The organism is Allobosea massiliensis, assembly GCF_042655245.1.
In the GTDB taxonomy this organism is placed as follows: Bacteria; Pseudomonadota; Alphaproteobacteria; order Rhizobiales; family Beijerinckiaceae; genus Allobosea; species Allobosea massiliensis.
On the sequence record NZ_JBHSLU010000082.1, the window covers coordinates 266,427 to 286,449 of the forward strand.

Consider the following 20,023-nt stretch of genomic DNA (forward strand, 5'->3'; position numbering starts at 1 on the left):
CGCCATGTCCCGTTTCTTCATCGAGCGCCCGATCTTTGCCTGGGTCGTGGCCATCGTCATCATGCTGGCGGGCCTGCTCGCCCTGCGCACCCTGCCGGTCTCGCAATACCCGCAGATCGCGCCGACCACGGTCAGCATCAGCGCGAGCTATCCCGGCGCCGACGCCCAGACGGTCGAGAACTCGGTGACCAAGGTCATCGAGCAGGGCATGACCGGCGTCGACAACCTGCAATACATGTCTGCGACCTCGACCTCCTCGGGTCAGGCGACGATCACGCTGACATTCACCAGCGGCGCCGATCCCGACGTCGCGCAGATGCAGGTGCAGAACAAGCTGCAGCTCGTCACCGCGCAATTGCCGCAGACGGTACAGAACACCGGCATCACGGTCGCCAAGGCCTCGACCGGCTTCCTCCTGGTCGCCGCCTTCGTTTCGCGCGACGGGCGGATGTCGACCAACGACCTCGCCGACTATGTCGATTCCACCCTCAACGACACGCTCAAGCGCGTGCCCGGCGTCGGCTCGACTCAGCTGTTCGGCGCTGGCTATGCGATGCGGATCTGGCTCGATCCCGACCGGTTGCAGAAATACGCGCTGATGCCGAGCGACGTTGTCGCGGCGATCCAGGCCCAGAACGTCCAGGTCTCGGCCGGCCAGCTCGGCGGCTTGCCGCAGGTCAAGGGCCAGCAGCTCAATGCCACCGTCACCGCCGTCAGCCGCCTTCAGACGGTCGGGCAGTTCGAGAACATCATCCTCAAGAGCGGCTCGTCGGGCTCGATCGTGCGGCTCAACGACGTCGCGCGCGTCGAGCTCGGCGCCAAGGACTACACCACCGCCACCCGCTACAACGGCGCGCCCGCGACCGGCCTCGCCGTCAGCCTCGCAACTGGCGCCAACGCGCTGAACACCGCCGCGGCGGTCAAGGCGACGATCGACCGCCTCAAGCCGACGCTGCCGGAGGGCATCGACGTCGTCTACCCCTTCGACACCACACCCTTCGTCCAGGTCTCGATCGAGAAGGTCGTTCACACGCTGTTCGAGGCGATCATTCTCGTCTTCATCGTGATGTATGTCTTCCTGCAGAACTTCCGCGCGACGCTGATCCCGATGATCACCGTCCCGGTCGTGCTGCTGGGCACCTTCGGCGTGCTCGCGGTCGCCGGCTACTCCGTCAACACGCTGACCATGTTCGCGATGGTGCTCGCCATCGGCCTGCTCGTCGACGACGCCATCGTCGTCGTCGAGAATGTCGAGCGCGTGATGCAGGAGGAAAAGCTCTCGCCCAAGGAGGCGACCATCAAGTCGATGGGCGAGATCACTGGCGCGCTGGTCGGCATCGCCACCGTGCTGGCGGCAGTCTTCGTGCCGATGGCCTTCTTCGGCGGCTCGGTCGGCGTCATCTACCGGCAGTTCTCGATCACGATCGTCACCGCCATGGCGCTGTCGGTGGTCACGGCGCTGATCCTGACACCGGCGCTTTGCGCCACCATGCTCAAGCCCGCCGGCGAGCATGCCGCGCGCACCGGCCCCTTCGGCTGGTTCAACCGCGGCTTCGACCGGACGCTGAACGGCTACACCGGCGGCGTCGCGGCGATGATCGCGCGGCCGCTGCGCTTCATGCTGGTCTTCCTGCTGATCGGCGGCGGCATGGCCTATCTCTTTGCGCGGCTGCCCAACTCCTTCCTGCCGGACGAGGACCAGGGCGTCCTCTTCACCATCGTCCAGCTGCCTGCCGGCGCAACGCAGGACCGCACGCTGGCCGTGCTCGATCAGGTCCGGCGGCATTATCAGGAGCAGGAGAAGGACCTCGTCGAGGGCGTGCTGACCGTCACCGGCTTCAGCTTCAGCGGCGCGGGCCAGAATGTCGGCATCGCCTTCGTGCGCCTCAAGCCCTTCGAGGAGCGCGTCGGAAAGCAGGCGACGGCGCAGGCTGTGGCCGGGCGCGCCATGGGCGTCTTCCGCGGCATCAAGGACGGCATGGTCTTCGCGCTCGCGCCGCCCTCGATCCAGGGCTTCGGCAATAGCGCGGGCTTTGAATTCTACCTGCAGGATGTCGCCGGCGCCGGCCATGCCCGGCTGATGGAGGTGCGCAACCAGCTGCTCGGCATGGCCGCGCAGAACCCGGCGCTCTCCGGCACGCGTCCGAACGGCCAGGAGGACACGCCGCAGTATTCCGTCGAGATCGACCAGGAGAAGGCGAGCGCACTGACGCTCTCGCTCGGCGACATCAACACCACGCTCTCGACCGCCTGGGGCTCGGCCTATGTCAACGACTTCATCGACCGCGGCCGCGTGAAGTCGGTCTATGTCCAGGCCGATGCGCCGTTCCGCATGCAGCCGGAGGACATCGGCCGCTGGTATGTCCGCAACAGCGGCGGCGCGATGGTGCCGTTCTCGGCCTTCGCCTCCGGCCACTGGACCTATGGCTCGCCGCGGCTCGAGCGCTACAACGGCGCGTCCGCCGTCAACATCCAGGGCGCGGCGGCGGCCGGCATCAGCTCCGGCGCTGCGATGGACCAGATCGACGCCATCGCCCAGAAGCTGCCGCCCGGCTTCAACCATGAGTGGACCGGCCTCTCCTATCAGGAGCGGCTCTCGGGCAGCCAGGCGACGGCGCTTTACGCGCTCGCCATGCTGGTCGTCTTCCTCTGTCTGGCTGCACTCTATGAGAGCTGGTCGGTGCCCTTCGCGGTGATGCTCTCGGTGCCGATCGGCATCTTCGGGGCGCTCGCTGCGGCGACCCTCTTCGGCCAGAGCAACGACGTCTATTTCAAGGTCGGCCTGCTCACCACCATCGGGCTGGCGGCCAAGAACGCGATCCTGATCGTCGAATTCGCGATCGAGCAGGAGGCGGCGGGCAAGAGCCTGATCGAGGCGACGGTCGACGCCGCCCGCCAGCGCCTGCGCCCGATCCTGATGACGTCCTTCGCCTTCATCCTCGGCGTGCTGCCGCTGGCGATCGCGACCGGCGCCGGTTCCGGCAGCCAGAACGCCATCGGCATCGGCGTCATGGGCGGCATGATTGCCGCCACCGTGCTCGGCGTGTTCTTCGTGCCGCTGCTCTATGTCATCGTCGCCGGAACGGTGCGGCGCTGGCGCAAGGCTCCGGCCGCGAAGCCTGTCGAGGCGACGATCGAGGCGCATTGAGATGAAACGGATGACCAAGACGCCTCTCGCCTGCTGGGCCGGCATCGGCCTTGTCGCGATGACGCTCGCCGGCTGTGCCGTCGGGCCGGACTATGCGACGCCCGGCCAGTTGCTGCCTGGCCAGTGGGGCAACGCTCCGAAGACGACCAAGCCGCTGGACGCGGCCCGTCTCGGCGGCTGGTGGAAGAAGCTCGGCGATCGCCGGCTGAACGAGATCGTCGAGCGCGCGGTCGCCGGCAATCTCGACGTCGCCTCCGCCAAGGCGCGCATCCGCGAGGCGCGCGCCACGCGCCGTCAGGCGATCGGAGCGCTTCTCCCGCAGATCGACGGCCAGGGCTCGGCGACGCGCTCGCGCTCCTCCGCCGCGACCTCCTCGAGCGGCACCAATATCACCTCGAACCTGTATCAGGCCGGCTTCGATGCGAGTTTCGAGCTCGATCTCTTCGGCGCGAACTACCGCAATGTCGAGGCGACGACCTATGGCGTCGATGCCGCGGACGAGGATCTGCGCGCGACCCTGCTGACGCTGATCGGCGATGTCGCGACGAACTACACCGAAGCCCGCGGCGCGCAGGCCCGCATCGCGCTCGCCCGCCGCACCGCCGCCTCCCAGCGCGAGACCGAGAAGCTGACGCGCAACCGCTTCACGGCGGGCACCGCTTCGGCGCTCGACGTCGAGCGCGCCGCCGCCCAGGCCGCGACCACCGAGGCCGCGATCCCGACGCTCGAGGCCTCCTATGCCCAGAGCCTGCACCAGCTCGGCATCCTGACCGGCGAGGCGCCGACCGCGCTCGCGGGACTCCTTGGTTCGGGCGGTCCGATCCCCGCTGCGCGCGGCACGCCGCCGGCCGGCATCCCCGCGGACGTGCTGGTCAACCGGCCGGACGTGCGCCGCGCCGAACGCCAGCTCGCCCAGGCGACGGCCAAGATCGGCCAGGCAGAGGCGGCACTCTATCCCAGCGTCAGCCTCACCGGAAAGATCAGCACCACCGCGCTGAAGACGGGCGACCTCGCCAAGAACTCCTCGATCGGCTGGTCCTTCGGCCCGACGCTCAGCGTTCCGATCTTCAATGGCGGCGAATTGCGCGCGGCTGTCGAGGTCGCCGAGGCGCAGCGCGACCAGTCCGACGCGGCGCTGCGGCTCGCGGTGCTGACCGCGCTGCAGGATGTCGAGAATTCGCTGGTCAACCTCGCCAAGGAGCGTCAGCGGGCCGGCAAGCTCTCGGCCGCCGCCACCTCCTATCGCGAGGCGGCGAGGCTCTCGCGCACGCTCTACCAGTCCGGCGCGGCGAGCTTCCTCGATGTGCTCGACGCCGAACGCTCGCTCTACAGCGCCGAGGACACGCTGCTGCAGAGCCGCGTCACCGCGACCTCCAACTTCGTCGCGCTCAACAAGGCGCTGGGCGGCGGCTGGGACCGGCCGGTCGAGGTCGAACGCAAGCGCGTCGTCGACACGAACACCGGCCCGCATCTGCGCGCCGCCTACTGAGGCTCAGGCCCTTCGCTGGCGGCGGCCAAATCGCGGATCGCCGCCGTCACCGTTTCGACGAAGCCCAGCGCCAGCGGCGAGCGGAGCCGGCCGACCGGCCAGACCACGCCGAGATCGTAAAGCACTTCGGGACGGAAGGGGCGCGTGACGATGCCGCGACCGCGGTATTCGGCCGCGGTATAGGGATCGACGATCCCCACCCCGGCACCGGAGGCGACCAGCGAGCAGGCGATCATCGACAGCGGCGTCTCGACGCGGATCGCACGCTTCACGCGCGCGGCCGAGAACAGCGCGTCGGTGCGATAACGCCATTGCGTCGAGCCGGCGAGCGAGACGAAGGGCTCGCCCGCGAAATCGGCCGGCTCCAGCACGGGCTTCTCGCACAGCCGGTGGCCCTCCGGCAGCACCGCGACCGCCGGCACCGAAGGCAGCTGCTCGGCCACGATATGCGGGAAGTCGAGCGGATACTGCGCGAAGCCGATGTCGCAGAAGCCGGTCGCGACCCAGTCCACCACCTGGGAGGAGATGCTGCCGTAGATCGCGATCTCGAGACCGGGCTTGTCTTTCATATAGGCGGCGACGAGCCGCGGCAGGAAGCCGACATTGAAGGTCGGCAGCGCCGCGATCCGGAGGCTGCCCGCGAGCCCCTCGCGCAGGTTGCGGGCCGTGTTCTCGATCTGCTCGAGACCGACGAACTGACGCTCGACCTCGCGGTATAACGAAAGCGCCTCATTGGTGGGCACGAGCCGCGTTCCGCGCCGCTCGAACAGCGTCAGGCCCAGGACATACTGCAGATCATGGATCAGGCGCGTCACGGCCGGCTGGCTGATATTCAGGGCGCGGGCGGCATTTGTGACGCCTCCGGCCACGATCACGGTCCGAAAGGCTTCGATCTGGCGCGGGTTCAGCATCGATTGTCCCGAAAAGCCCGATCATAACATTTGGGTATCGAATGAACGAATCATTCGATTTGACCCGTTACAATCTGTCGCAGAACCTTCACCCATCGCTCACAAAAACGAGGAGGGGTTCATGAAAGTCTCTTGGGTTGGACTGCTGCTGACGACGACCGCGCTCGCCGCGTCCGGTGCCGCCATGGCACAGCAGAAGACGATGTATGTCGCCGGCTATGGCGGCTCGTATGAGCAGACCATGCGCAAGGAGGTCATCCCGGTCTTCGAGAAGCAGGCCAACGTCAAGATCGAATACGTCGCCGGCAATTCGACCGACACCCTCGCCAAGCTCCAGGCCCAGAAGGGCAACCAGCAGATCGACGTCGCCATCGTCGATGACGGCCCGGCTTATCAGGCGGTCGCGCTCGGCTTCTGCGGCACGCTGACCGACGGCCCCGTCTACAAGGACGTCGCTCCGGTGATGAAGTTCAAGTCCAACAAGGGCGTCGGCCTCGGCCTGGTCGCCACGGGCCTGTTCTACAACACCAAGGTCTTCGCCGAGAACAAGTGGCCGGCGCCGACCTCCTGGAACGATCTGAAGTCGAAGACCTACGGCAAGAAGATCGTCACCCCGCCGATCAACAACACCTATGGCCTGCATGCCCTGATCGCGATGGCGCAGATCGGCGGCGGCGGCGAGAGCAACATCGAGCCGGGCTTCAAGACCTTCAAGGACGAGATCAACCCCAACATCGTCGCCTATGAGCCTTCGCCGGCGAAGATGACCGAGCTCTTCCAGAACGGCCAGGCGGTGCTCGGCGTCTGGGGCTCGGGCCGCGTCAAGGCCTTCGCCGACACCGGCTTCCCGGTCGAGTTCGTCTATCCGAAGGAGGGCAGCTTCGCGCTTGGCGTCGCGGCCTGTCCGGTCGAGGGCGCCAAGAACCCGGCCGAGGCCAACGCCTTCATCCAGTTCATGCTCTCGCCCGCGATCCAGAAGATCATGGCGGTCGGCGCCGGCTTCGGCCCGGCCAATACGACCGTGACGCTGACCAAGGACGAGCAGAAGGGCCTGCCCTATGGCGACGAGGTGAAGAAGCTCAAGGCGGTCGACTGGGACATCGTCAACGCCAAGCGCGAGGAGTGGACCAAGCGCTGGAACCGCGAGATCGAGCGGTAAGGCGCCAGCCGTCATTCTCGGGCGCCGCGACGTGGCGACCCGAGAAGCTCGTGACGAGCATCTCGTCCCAGACGTCCTGAGATGGTCGGGTCAAGCCCGACCATGACGCCCGATCTTTGAGCTGAAACCTTCGAAAGTCCCATGTCCCATCTCGTCCTCGATGGCCTGACCAAGCGCTTCGGCGGCTTCACCGCCGTCGACGCCATGAACCTCTCCGTCGAGCGTGGCGAGTTCATCTCACTGCTCGGCCCGTCGGGCTGCGGCAAGACGACGACGCTGCAGATGATCGCCGGCTTCGTCGATGTCGACCAGGGCGGCATCCGGCTCGACGGCGCGGATCTGGTCTCGGTCGCTCCCAACAAGCGCGGACTCGGTATCGTCTTCCAGAGCTATGCGCTGTTTCCGCATATGACGGTGGCGGAGAACATCGCCTTCGGGCTCGAGATGCGCGACGTGCCCAAGGCCGACCGCGACCGGCGCACGCAGGAGGCGATGGAACTGGTCGGCCTCAAGGGCTTCGCCGATCGCTATCCGCGCCGCATGTCGGGCGGCCAGCAGCAGCGCGTGGCGCTGGCGCGGGCGCTGGTGATCAAGCCGGCGCTGCTCCTCCTCGACGAGCCGCTCTCCAATCTCGATGCCAAGCTGCGCGAGGAGATGCAAAGCGAGCTGCGCCAGATCCAGCGCTCGATCGGCACCACCACGATCCTGGTCACCCATGACCAGCACGAGGCGATGGCGCTCTCGGACCGCATCGTGCTGATGAACCAGGGTCGCATCGAGCAGATCGGCGCGCCGCACGAAGTCTATGACCGGCCCGCCAGCGCCTTCGTCGCGAGCTTCCTCGGCAAGACCAATGTGCTCGCCGCGACCGGCGACGGGCAGGGCGCCGTCAACGTCGGTGGCCTCGTTCTGCCGCTGCCGGGAGCCGGGAAGGGGCCCCTGCAGCTCGCCGTCCGGCCCGAGCGACTGATGCTCGCCGCGGCCGGCGAGCCCGGACTCGAGGCGCGCATCACCGGCCGGGTCTTCCAGGGCGCGCATTGGCAGTTCAGCGCCCAGAGCGCCGCCGGCGCGCTGATCCTGATGCGCGGCAATGACGGTGCGGCCGTGCCGGGCGAAGGCGAAACCGTGCGGCTTCGGTTCTCGGCCGCCGACGCCGCCATCCTGCCCGCCGGAGCGGCGGCATGAGCGGCGTCGTCACGCAGCGCAGCGCGCCCTTCCTGCTGACCGGCCCGGCGCTGCTGGTCTTTCTCGGACTGGTCATCATCCCGCTGGGCATGACCGTACTGCTCTCCTTCTACGACTGGGGGCAGTACAAGGGCATCGTCCCGGAATTCACGCTGAAGAACTGGATCGAGGTCTTCAGCGACTCCTATTTCCTCGAGATCTTCCTGCGGACCTTCCGCATCGCGGTCCTGGTGACGCTGGCGAGCATCCTCATCGGCGTGCCTGAGGCCTACATCCTCAACCGGATGTCGCCCGCCTGGCGCAGCGCCTTCCTGCTGGTGATCATCGGCCCGCTTTTGGTCTCGGTCGTGTCGCGCACGCTCGGCTGGGCCCTGCTGCTGGGCTCGACCGGCCTCGTCAACCAGGGCCTGATCGCGCTCGGTCTGATCAAGACGCCGCTCGAGTTCATGTTCACCGAGACCGGCGTCGTCATCGCGCTGATCCATGTGCTGATCCCCTTCATGATCCTCGCGGTCTGGGCCTCGCTGCAGCGGCTCGACCCCCAGATCGAGAACGCGGCGCTCTCGCTCGGCGCCGGCCGCTTGACGATCTGGCGCCGGGTCATCCTGCCGCAGATCGTGCCGGGCATCCTCTCGGGCTCGATCATCGTCTTCGCGCTGGCCGCGAGCGCCTTCGCCTCGCCGGCGATCATCGGCGGGCGCCGACTCAAGGTCGCCGCGACGCTGGCCTATGACGAGTTCCTCAACACGCTGAACTGGCCGCTCGGCGCCGCGGTGGCGACGCTGCTGCTGGTCGCGCTGGTGCTGATCACCGTCGGCTCCAACCGCCTCGTCGAGCGCCGCTACGCACAGGTGTTCGAATGAGACGAAACGGCATCCCCGCCCTGATCTTCCATGGGCTCTTCGTCGTCTTCATGCTGGCGCCGCTGCTGATTGTCTGCGTCGTCGCCTTCACGCCCGAGGGCTATCTCTCGCTGCCGACGCGCGGCCCGAGCCTGCGGTGGTTCAGGGCGATCTTCGACTATCCCGAGTTCATTCGGGCCTTCCGCGATTCGCTCTGGCTGGCGGCTTTGTCCTCGACCATCGCGATCGGGCTTGCGGTGCCGGCGGCGCTCGCCATCGCGCGCTACCGCTTCCCCGGACGCGAGGCGATCACGGCGCTGTTCATGTCGCCGCTGATGGTGCCGCATGTCGTGCTCGGCATCGCCTTCCTGCGCTTCTTCACGCAGATCGGCATCTCCGGCACCTTCGTCGGGCTGGTGCTGAGCCACATCATCGTGGTCATCCCCTTCGCGCTGCGGCTCGTGCTGGCGGCCTCCTACGGCATCGACCGGCGCATCGAGCATGCCGCGATCTCGCTCGGCGCCGGCACGGCCACGGTGTTCCGCCGCGTGACGCTGCCGCTGATCCTGCCCGGCGTCGTCTCCGGCTGGTTGCTGGCGGCGATCAACTCCTTCGACGAGGTCACGATGACCGTGTTCATCGCCTCGCCCGCCACCGTGACGCTCCCGGTGCGCATGTTCCTCTACATCCAGGACAACATCGACCCGCTGATCGCGGCGGTTTCCGCCTGCCTGATCGCCATGACCGCGATCCTGCTTTTCGCGCTCGACCGCCTGTTCGGGCTCGACCGCCTCTTCGTCGGATCCGGAAAGGGCTGACAGACGTGACTGCGCAAAACTCCGTATCGGAAGCCGACATCGTCGTCGTCGGCGGCGGCGTCGTCGGCGGCGCGATGGCGCTCGGCCTGGCGCGCGGTGGTGCGCGCGTCACCGTCCTCGACGAGGGGGACGTCGCCTTCCGCGCCTCGCGCGGCAATTTCGCGCTGGTCTGGGTCCAGTCCAAGGGGCTCGGTATGCCCGACTATGCCATGTGGTCGCGCCGTTCGGCCGAGCAATGGCACGAGCTCGCCGCGGTGCTGCACGAGGACACCGGCATCGACGTCGCCCACAGCCAGCCCGGCGGCTTCATGCTCTGCCTGTCCGAGGCCGAGCTCGAGCAGCGCCGCCAGACCATGCAGCGTCTGCACAACCAGATGTCGCTGAGCGACTTCCCCTATGAGATCCTCGACCATGACGAGACCAAGCGCCGCCTGCCCGACATCGGGAAAGATGTGGTCGGCTCGGTCTACAGCCCGCTCGACGGCCATGTGAACTCGCTCAAGCTGTTCCGGGCGCTGCGCGACGCCAGCGCGCGGCGCGGCGTCGACTATCGCCCCAACTGCACGGTCGACAGCATCACCTCGGACGCCGGCGGCTTCCGGCTGAAGGGCGCCTTCGGCGAGATCGCGGCGGGCAAGGTCGTGCTCGCGGCCGGCCTCGGCAATGCGCGGCTCGCGCCCATGGTCGGGCTCGATGCGCCGGTGAAGCCGAGCAAGGGCCAGATCATCGTCACCGAGAAGACTGACCCCTTCCTGCACAACCCGATGGTGACGATCCGCCAGACCGACGAGGGCGGCATCATGATCGGCGACAGCCAGGAGGATCGCGGCTTCGACACCGTGGTCGGCCAGCCCATCCTCTCGGTCATGGCCGAGCGCGCGGTGCGGATGTTCCCGCGGCTGGCCGGCCTCAACGTCGTCCGCTCCTGGTCGGCGCTGCGGGTGATGAGCCCGGACGGCTTCCCGATCTACGACCAGTCGCTCAGCCATCCCGGCGCCTTCGTCGTCACCTGCCATTCCGGCGTGACGCTGGCCGCCAACCATGTCCTGACGCTCGCCCCCGCCATTCTCGCGGGCGGCCTGCCCGACACGCTCGATGCCTTTTCCGCACGGAGGTTCCATGTTCCGGCCCATGCATGAGGGCAAGCCGGCCGATGCGCTCGGCTTCACCTTCGACGGGCGTGCCCTCACGGCGCGCGCCGGCGACACGGTCGCGGCCGCGCTGCTCGCCAATGGCATCCAGGCCTGCCGGCAGACGCCGGTCTCGGGCGCCGCCCGCGGGCCCTATTGCATGATGGGCGTCTGCTTCGACTGCCTCGTCGTCATCGACGGCGTCGGCAACCGCCAGGGCTGCCTCGTGCCGCTGCGCGAGGGCATGCGGATCGAAACCCAGGCCGGGCGCCGCCATCCCGACGGGGCCCGGTCATGATCGCGATCGAGACGATCGGCCAGGTCGCCGAGCATTACGACATCGCCGTGGTCGGCGCCGGCCCGGCCGGGCTCGCCGCGGCGGCGCGCGCGGCCGAACTCGGCCTTTCCGTGCTGCTGGCCGACGAGAACCCGGCGCCCGGCGGCCAGATCTACCGCGCCGTCACCACGACGCCGGTCACGCCGCGCGCCGTCCTGGGCGAGGAATACTGGAAGGGCGGGGCGCTGGTCGACCGGCTCAGGCCGACGAAGACCGCCTATGCGCCCGGCTGCACCATCTGGTCGGTCGCGCCCGACGAGGCCGGCGGCTTCGAGCTCGGGCTCTCGCTCGGAGGTCAGGCCCGGCTGATCGCCGCCGGTCAGGTCATCCTGGCGACGGGCGCGCAGGAACGGCCCTTCCCGATTCCCGGCTGGACCCTGCCGGGCGTGATGACCGCCGGCGCCGCCCAGATCGCGCTCAAGGCCTCGGGCCTTGTGCCGAGCGGACGCACCGTCATCGCCGGCTGCGGGCCCTTGCTCTATCTGCTCGCCGGCCAGCTCGCGGCTGCGGGCGCCAACATCGTCGCGGTGCTGGACACCACGCCGCGCCGCAACTGGCTCGCCGCCGTCGCCGCGCTTCCCGATTTCCTGCGCTCGCCCTATCTCGCCAAAGGGCTGAAGCTCATGGCGGCCGCCCGCGGCAAGCTGCCCTTCAAAGCCGGCGTCACCGCGCTGGCGGCCGCGGGCTCGGACAAGCTCACGGGAGTGGCGGTGACGCGTGGAGGAGCGACCGAGACGATTTCCTGCGACGCGCTGCTGCTGCATCAGGGCGTCATCCCCGGCATCAACCTCGCCAACGCTGCCGGCTGCGCCCAGCACTTCGATATCGTCCAGCATTGCTGGACGCCGACGGTGGACGAGTGGTTCGCCTCCTCGATCCCCGGCATCGCCATCGCCGGCGACGGGGCCGGGATCGGCGGTGCCGAAAGCGCGGCTCTGCGCGGCGAGATCGCGGCGCTCGACGCCGCGCGCCGGCTCGGCCGGCTCTCGGAAGCCGAGCGCAACGAAAAGGCAGCCCCCACGCAGGCCGAACTGGCCCGCAGCCTGCGCGGGCGGCGCTTCCTCGACCTGCTCTATCGCCCGGCCCCGCAATTCCTTGCGCCTCCGGCGGACGAGACCATCGTCTGCCGCTGCGAGGAGGTTACGGCCGGCCAGATCCGCGATACGGCGCGGCGCCTCGGCGTCACCGGCCCCAACCAGATGAAGGCCTTCCTGCGCTGCGGCATGGGCCCCTGCCAGGGTCGCCTCTGCGGCCCGACCGTGGTCGAGCTGATCGCGCAGGAGCGCGGCGCATCGCCGGAAGAGACCGGCTACTACCGGCTGCGCCCGCCAGTGAAGCCGGTGACGCTCGCCGAACTTGCGGCCCTGCCGCCGACGGACGCCGCCATCAAAGCGGTGGTGCGGTGAGCGAAGGGCGCCGCAGCGCCGACGTCATCGTCATCGGCGGCGGCATCCATGGCTGCTCGACGGCGCTGCACTGCGCGATGCGCGGGCTCTCGGTCATCCTGATCGAGAAGGACCATGCCGGCCGCCATGCCTCCGGCGTCAATGCCGGGGGCGTGCGCCAGCTCGCCCGCCATGTCGCGGAGATCCCGCTCTCCAACACCTCGATGGCGCTCTGGCACCGCATCGGCGACCTCGTCGACGATGATTGCGGCTTCACCTCAGACGGGCAGGTGCTGGTCGCGGAGGACGAGGAGGACCTCGGCAATTGCCGCGCCCGCGTCGAGGACCTGACCCTGCGCGGCTTCCACCATGAGGAGCTGATCGACGCGGCCGAACTGCGCCGCCTCGTGCCGGCCGTCTCCGACGCCTGCCCCGGTGGCGTCGTCTCGCGCCGCGACGGCGCGGCGATCCCGCTGCGGGCGACGCAGGCCTTCAAGCGCAAGGCGCAGAGCCTGGGCGCCTACATCCGCGAGAGCGTGCGCGTCACCCGCCTCGTCCGCGACGGTGCCAACTGGCGCGTCGAGACCGACCACGGCGCCTTTCTCGCGCCACGCATCGTCAATGCCGCGGGCGCCTGGGCCGATCGCATCGCGGCCGATCTCGGCGAGCCGGTGCCGCTCGAGGTCATCGCGCCGATGCTGATGATCACCGCCCGGATGCCGGCCTTCATCAAGCCGGTGGTGATCCTGCGCAAGCGCAAGCTCTCCTTCAAGCAGTTCGAGAACGGCACCGTGCTCATCGGCGGCGGCTATCTCGGCCGCGCGATCCGCGACGAGAACCGCACCGTGCTCGACTGGGGCAAGCTCGCCACCAATGCGAAGACGGTCTGGGACCTGTTTCCGATCATGCGCGGGGCGCCGATCCTGCGCGCCTGGGCCGGCATCGAGGCGCGCATGCCCGACGACCTGCCCGTCTTCGGAAAGAGCGCCAAACACGAGGGCGTCTATCACCAGTTCGGCTTCTCGGCCCATGGCTTCCAGCTCGGCCCCGGGGCCGGGGCCGTGATGGCCGAGATCATCGCCACCGGCTCGAGCAATGTGCCCATCGACGGGCTCGGCATCGCGCGGTTTGCGGCGCCCTCATGACATCCACCCGTCATTGCGAGCGCAGCGAAGCAATCCAGATCGTCGAGCGCTGCGGCCCTGGATTGCTTCGCTGCGCTCGCAATGACGACCCCAGGCTTTCACCCCAGGAGAGAAGACCATGACCATCAAGCGCAGCATCAAGACCCCGATCCAGAACCGCGTCGTCGAGGCCGGCAATCTCGTCTTCGTCGGCGGCTGCATCGCCGACGACATCACCCAGTCGATGGGTCCGCAGACTCAGAACATCCTGACCAAGATCGAGGGCTATCTCGGTGAGGTCGGGCTCGACCGCAAGGCGATCGTCGCCGCGACGATCTTCGTCACCGATCTCGCGGCCAAGAAGGAAATGGACCCGGTCTGGACCGGCTTCTTCGGCGACGCCCTGCCGACCCGCGCGACGGTCGGCGTCGCCGATCTCGGCGGCGCGCTGATCGAGATCGTCTGCACCGCCAGCCGCGGCTGAGGCAGCCCCTCACACCGCCACGACATAGCCATCCCGGCGCGGATCAGCCGCGCCGGTCATCACGCCGGTGACGGGGTCGACCGCCACCGCCTGCATGCCGCCGCAGCGCATCGTCCAGCCGGTGTCGAAGGCGGTGATGGCATGGCCGCGCCGGCGCAGCTCGGCCAGGGTTTCGGGCGCGATCCGGTTCTCGGCCTCGATCGCCCGCCCGTCCCAGAGCCGCGCGCGCGGCGCCTCGATCGCGTCCTGCAGCGGCAGGCCGAAATCGAGATGCTGCACCATCGCCTGGGTCTGCGTCTGCATGATGCCATAGCTGCCGGGCGTCCCCAGCGCGAGCACGGGGCGGCCGTCCCGCGTCGACAGGCTAGGCGACATGCACATCGGCAGTTCGTCGCCGGGCTTAGAGCGGTTCGGGCTGCCGGTCTGGACGTCCGACCAGTACAGGAAATTGTTGAGGCAGACGCCCGTGCCGGGGACCACGATCCCGCTGCCGAAGGGGCTGCCGAGGCTGTTGGTGATGCACACCAGATTGCCCTCCGCATCCGACGCCGAGAAGGAGGTCGTATGCGCGGGGTCCTCAGCCAGCTGCGGCGTCCATTGCTCCGTCGGCCCCTCGACCGGCACGCCGTCGGTCAGGCGCCGGCGCAGCGCGGCGAGCGCATCCTCCGCGAAGATCGCGGCCAGCCGCTCAAGCGAGGGATTGTTCGCGGCAATCCGGACGCCCGCTGCCAGCCGGATCGCCCGGAAGACGAGGTCGAGATGCTCCGGCCCGTCCTTGACGAGGCCGCCCAGATCGCAGCCCTCGAGGATCTTCAGGCTGAGCAGGAACTGGAACGCCTCGCAGGGCGGCGGCGGCACATGGACCGTCAGGCCGCGATAAGTGGCCGCGAAGGGCTCGCGCCAGCGCGGCTTGACCGCCGCGAGATCCGTCATCGTCATCAGCCCGCCGAGCGAACGCAGATGGGCCACGATGCGCTGGCCCAGCGCGCCGCGATAGAGATGATCCGGCCCCTCCGCCGCGATGGCGGTGAAGGTCGTCGCGAGATCGGGCTGGCGCAGCACCTGGCCGACGCGCACGGGGCCGCCCTCCGGCAGATAATTCGCCGCGAAACCAGAGTAGAGCTCGGCCCAGGCCTGCAGCAGCGGCGCCTGTTCGTTGAACTCGGCGACACCGAACTCCGACAGGGCGAAGCCGTCCCGGGCGAGCGCGATCGCGGGCGCGAAAACCTCAGCCAGTGTCTTGCGGCCATGGCGCGAGACGAGTTCGCACCAACCGGCGAGGTTGCCCGGCATCGCCACCGCATGGGGGCCGCGCTCGAGATCGCTGCGCTGCGTGAAGCGCTCGGCCGGGAAGCTCCTCTGAATCGGTGGCACGAAGTCGAGCACGCTGACGCGCCCCTCCGCCGCCGACCAGAGCGTCGCCGAGCCCATGCCCGACAGGCTCGACATGAAGGGCTCGACCACGGTCAGCGCCGCCGCGGTGGCGGCAATCGCATCGAACGCGTTGCCGCCCTGGATCAGCAGCCGCGCGCCCGCCTGGGCCGCGAGCGGGTGGGCCGCGGCAACCATGCCGTGGCGGGACTGGATCGTCGGGCGGCGGCCATCCATCGTCGGTCTCCTCGCAGCGGCTCTTGAGTGGCCGGCGCGCGATCAGAGCATGACGGGGGCCGGGCGCGACAGACCCCCGGGCCTGCGCTGCGCGAGCCGGGGCCGGCGCGGTGCGCATGGCGCCGCGGCCGCCCCGCCCCGCGCAGCGTCATGTGCCGCAGAAGGTGCGCAGCACGCGTTCCTCCGGCTTCGGCGGGTTCTCGTAATCCGCATAGCCGGGGTGCTCGACGAAGGGCTCGGCCAGCACCGCGAGCAACTCCTCGAAGGGGCCGAAGTCGTCCCGCTCCTGCGCGGCGGCGATGGCGGCCTCGACGCGGTGGTTGCGCGGGATATAGGCCGGGTTGAAGTGCAGCAGCCCGCCCGGCGCGGTCTCCGCGCTGCGTTCGCGCCAGCGCGCCAGCCAGCCCTCCAGCGCGGGATCGTCCGCGAGCGCGGCCCGCAGCGGCGCCTCGTCGGCGCGGCCGGCCTGGAGCCGGGCGAGGTGGCGGAAGGTCAGGGTGAAGTCCGCCTCGCGCGCGCCGAGCAGGCCGAGGAACTCGGCGCCGAGCACGGTGTCCGCCTCGCTGTCGCCGGGGAGGCCGAGCTTGCGCGCGATGCCCGCGTCGTAGCCGGCCTGGAAGCGCGGGGCGAAGCTGGCGAGCGCATCCTGCGCCTTCTGCACGGCCGCCTCGGTCTCCTCAGCGAAAAGCGGCAGCATCGCCTCGGCGAGGCGCGTCAGGTTCCAAAGCGCGATCGTCGGCTGGTTGCCATAGGCATAGCGCCCGCCGGTGTCGATAGAGCTGAAGACGGTGGCCGGGTCGTAGGCGTCGAGGAAGGCACAGGGGCCGTAGTCGATGGTTTCGCCGGCGATCGAGACGTTGTCGGTGTTCATCACGCCATGGATGAAGCCGACCAGCAGCCATCGCACCATCAGATCTGCCTGCACCGCGATCACCGCCTCGAGCAGGCCGAGATAGCGGTTCTCCGCCTCCGCCGCCTGCGGATGGTGGCGCGCGATGACATGGTCGGCGAGCGCCCGCAGGCCCTCGGTGTCCTGCCGCGCGGCGAAGAACTGGAAGGTGCCGACGCGGATGTGGCTGGCGGCGACGCGCGTCAGCACCGCGCCGGGCAAGATTTCATCGCGCATCACCGGCGCCCCGGTCAGCACGAAGGCGAGCGCCCGCGTCGTCGGAATGCCGAGCGCCGCCATCGCCTCGCTGACGATGTATTCGCGCATCACCGGCCCGACGGCGGCGCGCCCGTCCCCGCCGCGCGAATAGCGCGTGCGGCCGGCGCCCTTGAGCTGGATATCGCGGCGCCGGCCGAAGCGGTCGATCACCTCGCCGAGCAGGATCGCCCGGCCGTCGCCGAGCTGCGGCACGAAGTTCCCGAACTGGTGGCCCGCATAGGCAGTGGCGATCGGCGTCGAGCCCTCGGCCACCGCATTGCCGGCCAGCATGGCGAGGCCCTCCGGCCCCGAGAGCCAGACCGGATCGAGCCCGAGTTCTTCCGCCAGCCCCTGATTCAGCCTCACCAGTCGCGGCTGCGGCACGGGTGTCGGTGGAGTCAGCGCGAAGAAGCGCTCCGGCAGCCTGGCATAGGAATTATCGAAGGCGATGGGCATGGCGTGTCCTGTTTCGGGGCGTCGCGCCCCCTGGTCGAAAAGCCGGATCGGGAGCGAGGGTTCCCGCCATGGCGGCCGTCACACACGCCCGCATCCGAATCGGCTACGTTGCGCATATGGCCACGGATCGACTGAAACGCATGCTGGAACCTGGCTCGCTGGCGGTCGTCGCCCCGCCGGGCGCCGCGACAGGGCCGCTTCTCGAAGCGCTCGCGGCCGAAGGCTATGGCGGCCGCCGCTTCATCATCGGCCGGTCGGTGCCGGGCTTCGAGCCCGTGGTAGCGCTCGATGATCTGCCGGAGCCCGTCGATCTCGTCATCGCCCCCGTCGATAGCGCGGCCGAGACCATCGCCGCGGCGGGTCGGCGCGGCTGCGCCGGTGTGCTGGTGGTGAACGGAGACCGCAGGGACGCGCCCGTCCTGGCGGAGGGGGCGCGCAAGGCGGGCGTGCGGCTGCTGGGCCCCGATTCCATGGGCCTCGTCGCGCCGCGTCTCCACCTCAATGCGAGCTTCGCCCCCTTCGTGCCGGGCGCCGGCAGCCTCGCGCTCGTGGCTCAGTCGAACTCCATCGCCGCGGGCATCCTCGCCTGGGCGGCGCGGCGCGAGGTCGGCTTTTCCGGCGTCGTCACGCTCGGCGCCGCCGCCGATGTCGACCTCGCCGATGCGCTCGACCATTTCGGCCAGGACGGCCGCACCCGTGCGATCCTGCTCGCGCTCGACGAGGTCGAGGATGCGGCGCGCTTCCTCTCCTCGGCACGGGCCGCGGCGCGGCTGAAGCCGGTGCTGGTGCTCAAGGCCTGGCAGCCTTCCATCCGGAACGGAGGGCTGACTCATGCCGGCCTGATCGTGACCTCCGACCGGGCCCATGACGCGGCCTTCCACCGCGCCGGCCTGCTGCGCGTCAACGATCTCGACGAGCTCTTCGCCGCGGCGGAAACGCTGGGCCGCAGCCGCCAGCTCGTCGGCGGGCGGCTGGCGATCGTCAGTAATGGCGCGGGGCTGGCTGCGCTGGCGGCCGGCCGCCTGAGACAGCTGGGGGGGCGCCTCGCCCTGCGCGGCACCGACGCCGCCGAGGCCGGACAAGAGGCTATCGTCGAGGTCGCGACGGCGCAGGACTACGCCAAGACGATCACCGCCCTGCTCGCGGATGGCGGCGTCGACGCGGTTCTGGCTGTCCATGCGCCGCATCGCCTCGCCGCGGCGGAAGCCTGTGCGGAGGCGGTCGTCACTGCTGCGCAGGAGGCCGGACGCGGCAAGCTCGTCCTGGCGGCCTGGATCGGCGGTGATGAGGCGGTGGGCGCGCGCTTCGCCGCAGCCGGGCTGCCCTCCTTTGCCACCGGCGCGGAAGCGGTGGTCGGCTTCCAGCATTTGCTGCGCCATGCCCGCCTGCAGACGGAGCTGATGGCGACGCCGCCGGCCGCGGGCGAGGTGCCGCCGCCCGACCTCGCCCAGGCGCGGGCCATCGTCGCGCGGGCCCTGGCCGAGGAGCGCGACTGGCTCGATGCCGGCGAGGTCTCGGCGCTGCTGGCGATTTATGGCGTTCCGGAGTTGAAGCCCGTGCTGGCGACGGATGTCGAGGCGGCGCTGGTCGTCGCCCGACCCTTCCTGTCATCGGGACGCCCGGTCGCGCTGAAGATCGTCTCGCCCGACATCGTCCACAAATCCGATGTCGGCGGCGTCGCGCTCGATCTGGCGACCGAAGCCGCGATCCGCGAGGCGGCGCAGCGCATGCTGGCGCGGGTGGCGCAGGAGCGGCCGGGCGCGCGCATCACCGGTCTCGCCGTGCAGCCCATGGCGCAGCGCGCCAAGGCGCGCGAGCTCATCGTCGGCTTCGCCACCGATCCCTGCTTCGGCCCGGTCGTCGTCTTCGGCCGCGGCGGGACGGCCGCCGAACTGATCGACGACAGCCACGCCGCCCTGCCGCCGCTCGACCTCGGCCTCGCCGAGCGACTGATCGCCCGGACACGGGTGTCGCGCGTGCTGGCCGCCTATCGCGATGTTCCGGCGGCGAAGCTGGAGGCGGTGGCGGCTGCCATCGTCGCCGTCGGCCAGATGGCGGTCGATCTGCCCGAAATCCGCGAGCTCGACCTCAACCCGCTGCTCGCCGACGAGACCGGCGTCATCGCCGTCGATGCCCGCATCATGCTGGAGCGCAGGCCCGAGCAGCGTCGCCGCCCGGCGATCCGGCCCTATCCCGCTGCCTGGGCCAGGGCGATGGCCTTGCGCGGCGGCCGGACCTTCGATGTGCGGCCGATCCGGCCCGACGACGAGGGCGCCATCGCCGAGATGCTGAAGAAGGTTACGCCGGAGGATTTGCGCCTGCGCTTCTTCGCGCCGGTGAAGGCCTTCAGCCATGCCTTCCTCGCCCATCTGACGCAGCTCGACTACGCCCGCGCTATGGCCTTCGTGGCGCTGGACGAGGCGGGGGAGGTTGCTGGCGTGGTGCGTCTCCATGCCGACATCGCCCATGAGGAGGCCGAGTACGCGATTCTACTGCGCTCCGACATGAAGGGGCTGGGGCTCGGCTGGAGCCTGATGACGCTGATCATCGACTGGGCGCGGGCCGAGGGGCTGAAGGTCATCCGCAGCCAGGTCCTGGCCGAGAACACGCGCATGCTCGCGCTCTGCCGCCAGCTCGGTTTCGACATCGCCAACGACCCGGACGACACGGCGATCCGCGTCGTCACCCTGCCGGTCGAACCGGTCTGAATCCGCCCCTCAGCGCGGTCGCTGCCTGATTTTCGGGCGCGAAGGCAGGGAACGCTCGCGACGGATCGCGGTTCACCCGAAAGGCCCGCCGC

At 69.5% G+C, this 20,023-nt stretch carries 15 protein-coding genes; 12 read left to right on the forward strand and 3 right to left on the reverse strand.

What is annotated here, in order from left to right; genetic code table 11:
- The first annotated feature begins 4 nt into the window (after positions 1 to 4).
- Together ACFPN9_RS23575 and ACFPN9_RS23580 are read left to right on the forward strand one after the other, a co-directional pair.
- Positions 5 to 3,148 (forward strand): efflux RND transporter permease subunit, encoded by a 3,144-nt coding sequence (locus ACFPN9_RS23575; RefSeq protein ID WP_066723421.1) that lies wholly within the window; start codon positions 5 to 7, stop codon positions 3,146 to 3,148.
- A gap of 10 nt (positions 3,149 to 3,158) precedes the next feature.
- A complete protein-coding gene (locus tag ACFPN9_RS23580) occupies positions 3,159 to 4,637 on the forward strand; it encodes an efflux transporter outer membrane subunit (RefSeq protein WP_082733188.1) in 1,479 nt (492 codons plus the stop codon).
- On the opposite strand, the gene ACFPN9_RS23585 is transcribed toward ACFPN9_RS23580, so the two are convergent.
- A complete protein-coding gene (locus ACFPN9_RS23585) occupies positions 4,631 to 5,548 on the reverse strand; it encodes a LysR family transcriptional regulator (RefSeq protein ID WP_066723415.1) in 918 nt (305 codons plus the stop codon). The two genes, ACFPN9_RS23580 and ACFPN9_RS23585, sit on opposite strands and share 7 nt — an antisense overlap.
- Before the next feature lie 121 nt (positions 5,549 to 5,669).
- Here ACFPN9_RS23585 and ACFPN9_RS23590 point away from each other — a divergent pair, with 121 nt between their 5' ends.
- The 9 genes from ACFPN9_RS23590 to ACFPN9_RS23630 all read left to right on the forward strand — a co-directional run bounded on the left by ACFPN9_RS23590 (position 5,670) and on the right by ACFPN9_RS23630 (position 14,012).
- A complete protein-coding gene (locus ACFPN9_RS23590) occupies positions 5,670 to 6,707 on the forward strand; it encodes an ABC transporter substrate-binding protein (protein WP_066723411.1) in 1,038 nt (345 codons plus the stop codon).
- A gap of 141 nt (positions 6,708 to 6,848) precedes the next feature.
- Positions 6,849 to 7,892: an ABC transporter ATP-binding protein gene (locus tag ACFPN9_RS23595; protein ID WP_066723409.1), complete on the forward strand. Its 1,044-nt coding sequence runs from the start codon at positions 6,849 to 6,851 to the stop codon at positions 7,890 to 7,892.
- Complete coding sequence (locus ACFPN9_RS23600; protein ID WP_066723406.1) at positions 7,889 to 8,755, forward strand: ABC transporter permease; 867 nt, start codon at positions 7,889 to 7,891, stop codon at positions 8,753 to 8,755. Before ACFPN9_RS23595 ends, ACFPN9_RS23600 begins: the two co-directional genes overlap by 4 nt.
- Positions 8,752 to 9,552 carry an ABC transporter permease gene (locus ACFPN9_RS23605; protein ID WP_066723403.1) on the forward strand — a complete coding sequence of 267 codons (801 nt, stop codon included), beginning with the start codon at positions 8,752 to 8,754 and terminating at the stop codon, positions 9,550 to 9,552. The genes ACFPN9_RS23600 and ACFPN9_RS23605 overlap by 4 nt, the downstream gene beginning before the upstream one ends.
- A 5-nt stretch (positions 9,553 to 9,557) precedes the next feature.
- A complete protein-coding gene (locus tag ACFPN9_RS23610) occupies positions 9,558 to 10,691 on the forward strand; it encodes an NAD(P)/FAD-dependent oxidoreductase (protein ID WP_066723396.1) in 1,134 nt (377 codons plus the stop codon).
- On the forward strand, positions 10,684 to 10,980 hold the full coding sequence (locus tag ACFPN9_RS23615; protein WP_377817768.1) for a (2Fe-2S)-binding protein: 297 nt from the start codon (positions 10,684 to 10,686) through the stop codon (positions 10,978 to 10,980). The genes ACFPN9_RS23610 and ACFPN9_RS23615 overlap by 8 nt, the downstream gene beginning before the upstream one ends.
- A complete protein-coding gene (locus ACFPN9_RS23620; RefSeq protein ID WP_066723390.1) occupies positions 10,977 to 12,425 on the forward strand; it encodes an FAD/NAD(P)-dependent oxidoreductase in 1,449 nt (482 codons plus the stop codon). The genes ACFPN9_RS23615 and ACFPN9_RS23620 overlap by 4 nt, the downstream gene beginning before the upstream one ends.
- Entirely contained in the window at positions 12,422 to 13,549 is a 1,128-nt protein-coding gene (locus ACFPN9_RS23625) for an NAD(P)/FAD-dependent oxidoreductase (protein ID WP_066723387.1), read from the forward strand. The genes ACFPN9_RS23620 and ACFPN9_RS23625 overlap by 4 nt, the downstream gene beginning before the upstream one ends.
- A 118-nt stretch (positions 13,550 to 13,667) precedes the next feature.
- Positions 13,668 to 14,012, forward strand: coding sequence for a Rid family hydrolase (locus ACFPN9_RS23630; RefSeq protein WP_066723384.1), 345 nt, complete (start codon positions 13,668 to 13,670; stop codon positions 14,010 to 14,012).
- Between the two features lie 9 nt (positions 14,013 to 14,021).
- On the opposite strand, the gene ACFPN9_RS23635 is transcribed toward ACFPN9_RS23630, so the two are convergent.
- Together ACFPN9_RS23635 and ACFPN9_RS23640 are read right to left on the reverse strand one after the other, a co-directional pair.
- Positions 14,022 to 15,620, reverse strand: coding sequence for a gamma-glutamyltransferase family protein (locus tag ACFPN9_RS23635; RefSeq protein ID WP_377817712.1), 1,599 nt, complete (start codon positions 15,618 to 15,620; stop codon positions 14,022 to 14,024).
- A 148-nt stretch (positions 15,621 to 15,768) separates the two neighbouring features.
- A complete protein-coding gene (locus ACFPN9_RS23640; protein WP_066723380.1) occupies positions 15,769 to 17,223 on the reverse strand; it encodes a protein adenylyltransferase SelO in 1,455 nt (484 codons plus the stop codon).
- Between the two features lie 140 nt (positions 17,224 to 17,363).
- Here ACFPN9_RS23640 and ACFPN9_RS23645 point away from each other — a divergent pair, with 140 nt between their 5' ends.
- A complete protein-coding gene (locus ACFPN9_RS23645; protein ID WP_465247897.1) occupies positions 17,364 to 19,931 on the forward strand; it encodes a bifunctional acetate--CoA ligase family protein/GNAT family N-acetyltransferase in 2,568 nt (855 codons plus the stop codon).
- Positions 19,932 to 20,023: the final 92 nt, after the last annotated feature.

Coding starts and splice junctions, on each gene's coding strand:
- ACFPN9_RS23585 (WP_066723415.1), bottom strand. CDS start 5,548: ATGCTGAACCCGCGCCAGATCGAAGCCTTTCGGACCGTGATCGTGGCC.
- ACFPN9_RS23630 (WP_066723384.1), top strand. CDS start 13,668: ATGACCATCAAGCGCAGCATCAAGACCCCGATCCAGAACCGCGTCGTC.
- ACFPN9_RS23635 (WP_377817712.1), bottom strand. CDS start 15,620: ATGGATGGCCGCCGCCCGACGATCCAGTCCCGCCACGGCATGGTTGCC.
- ACFPN9_RS23575 (WP_066723421.1), top strand. CDS start 5: ATGTCCCGTTTCTTCATCGAGCGCCCGATCTTTGCCTGGGTCGTGGCC.
- ACFPN9_RS23605 (WP_066723403.1), top strand. CDS start 8,752: ATGAGACGAAACGGCATCCCCGCCCTGATCTTCCATGGGCTCTTCGTC.
- ACFPN9_RS23600 (WP_066723406.1), top strand. CDS start 7,889: ATGAGCGGCGTCGTCACGCAGCGCAGCGCGCCCTTCCTGCTGACCGGC.
- ACFPN9_RS23615 (WP_377817768.1), top strand. CDS start 10,684: ATGCATGAGGGCAAGCCGGCCGATGCGCTCGGCTTCACCTTCGACGGG.
- ACFPN9_RS23595 (WP_066723409.1), top strand. CDS start 6,849: ATGTCCCATCTCGTCCTCGATGGCCTGACCAAGCGCTTCGGCGGCTTC.
- ACFPN9_RS23590 (WP_066723411.1), top strand. CDS start 5,670: ATGAAAGTCTCTTGGGTTGGACTGCTGCTGACGACGACCGCGCTCGCC.
- ACFPN9_RS23645 (WP_465247897.1), top strand. CDS start 17,364: ATGCTGGAACCTGGCTCGCTGGCGGTCGTCGCCCCGCCGGGCGCCGCG.
- ACFPN9_RS23640 (WP_066723380.1), bottom strand. CDS start 17,223: ATGCCCATCGCCTTCGATAATTCCTATGCCAGGCTGCCGGAGCGCTTC.
- ACFPN9_RS23580 (WP_082733188.1), top strand. CDS start 3,159: ATGACCAAGACGCCTCTCGCCTGCTGGGCCGGCATCGGCCTTGTCGCG.
- ACFPN9_RS23620 (WP_066723390.1), top strand. CDS start 10,977: ATGATCGCGATCGAGACGATCGGCCAGGTCGCCGAGCATTACGACATC.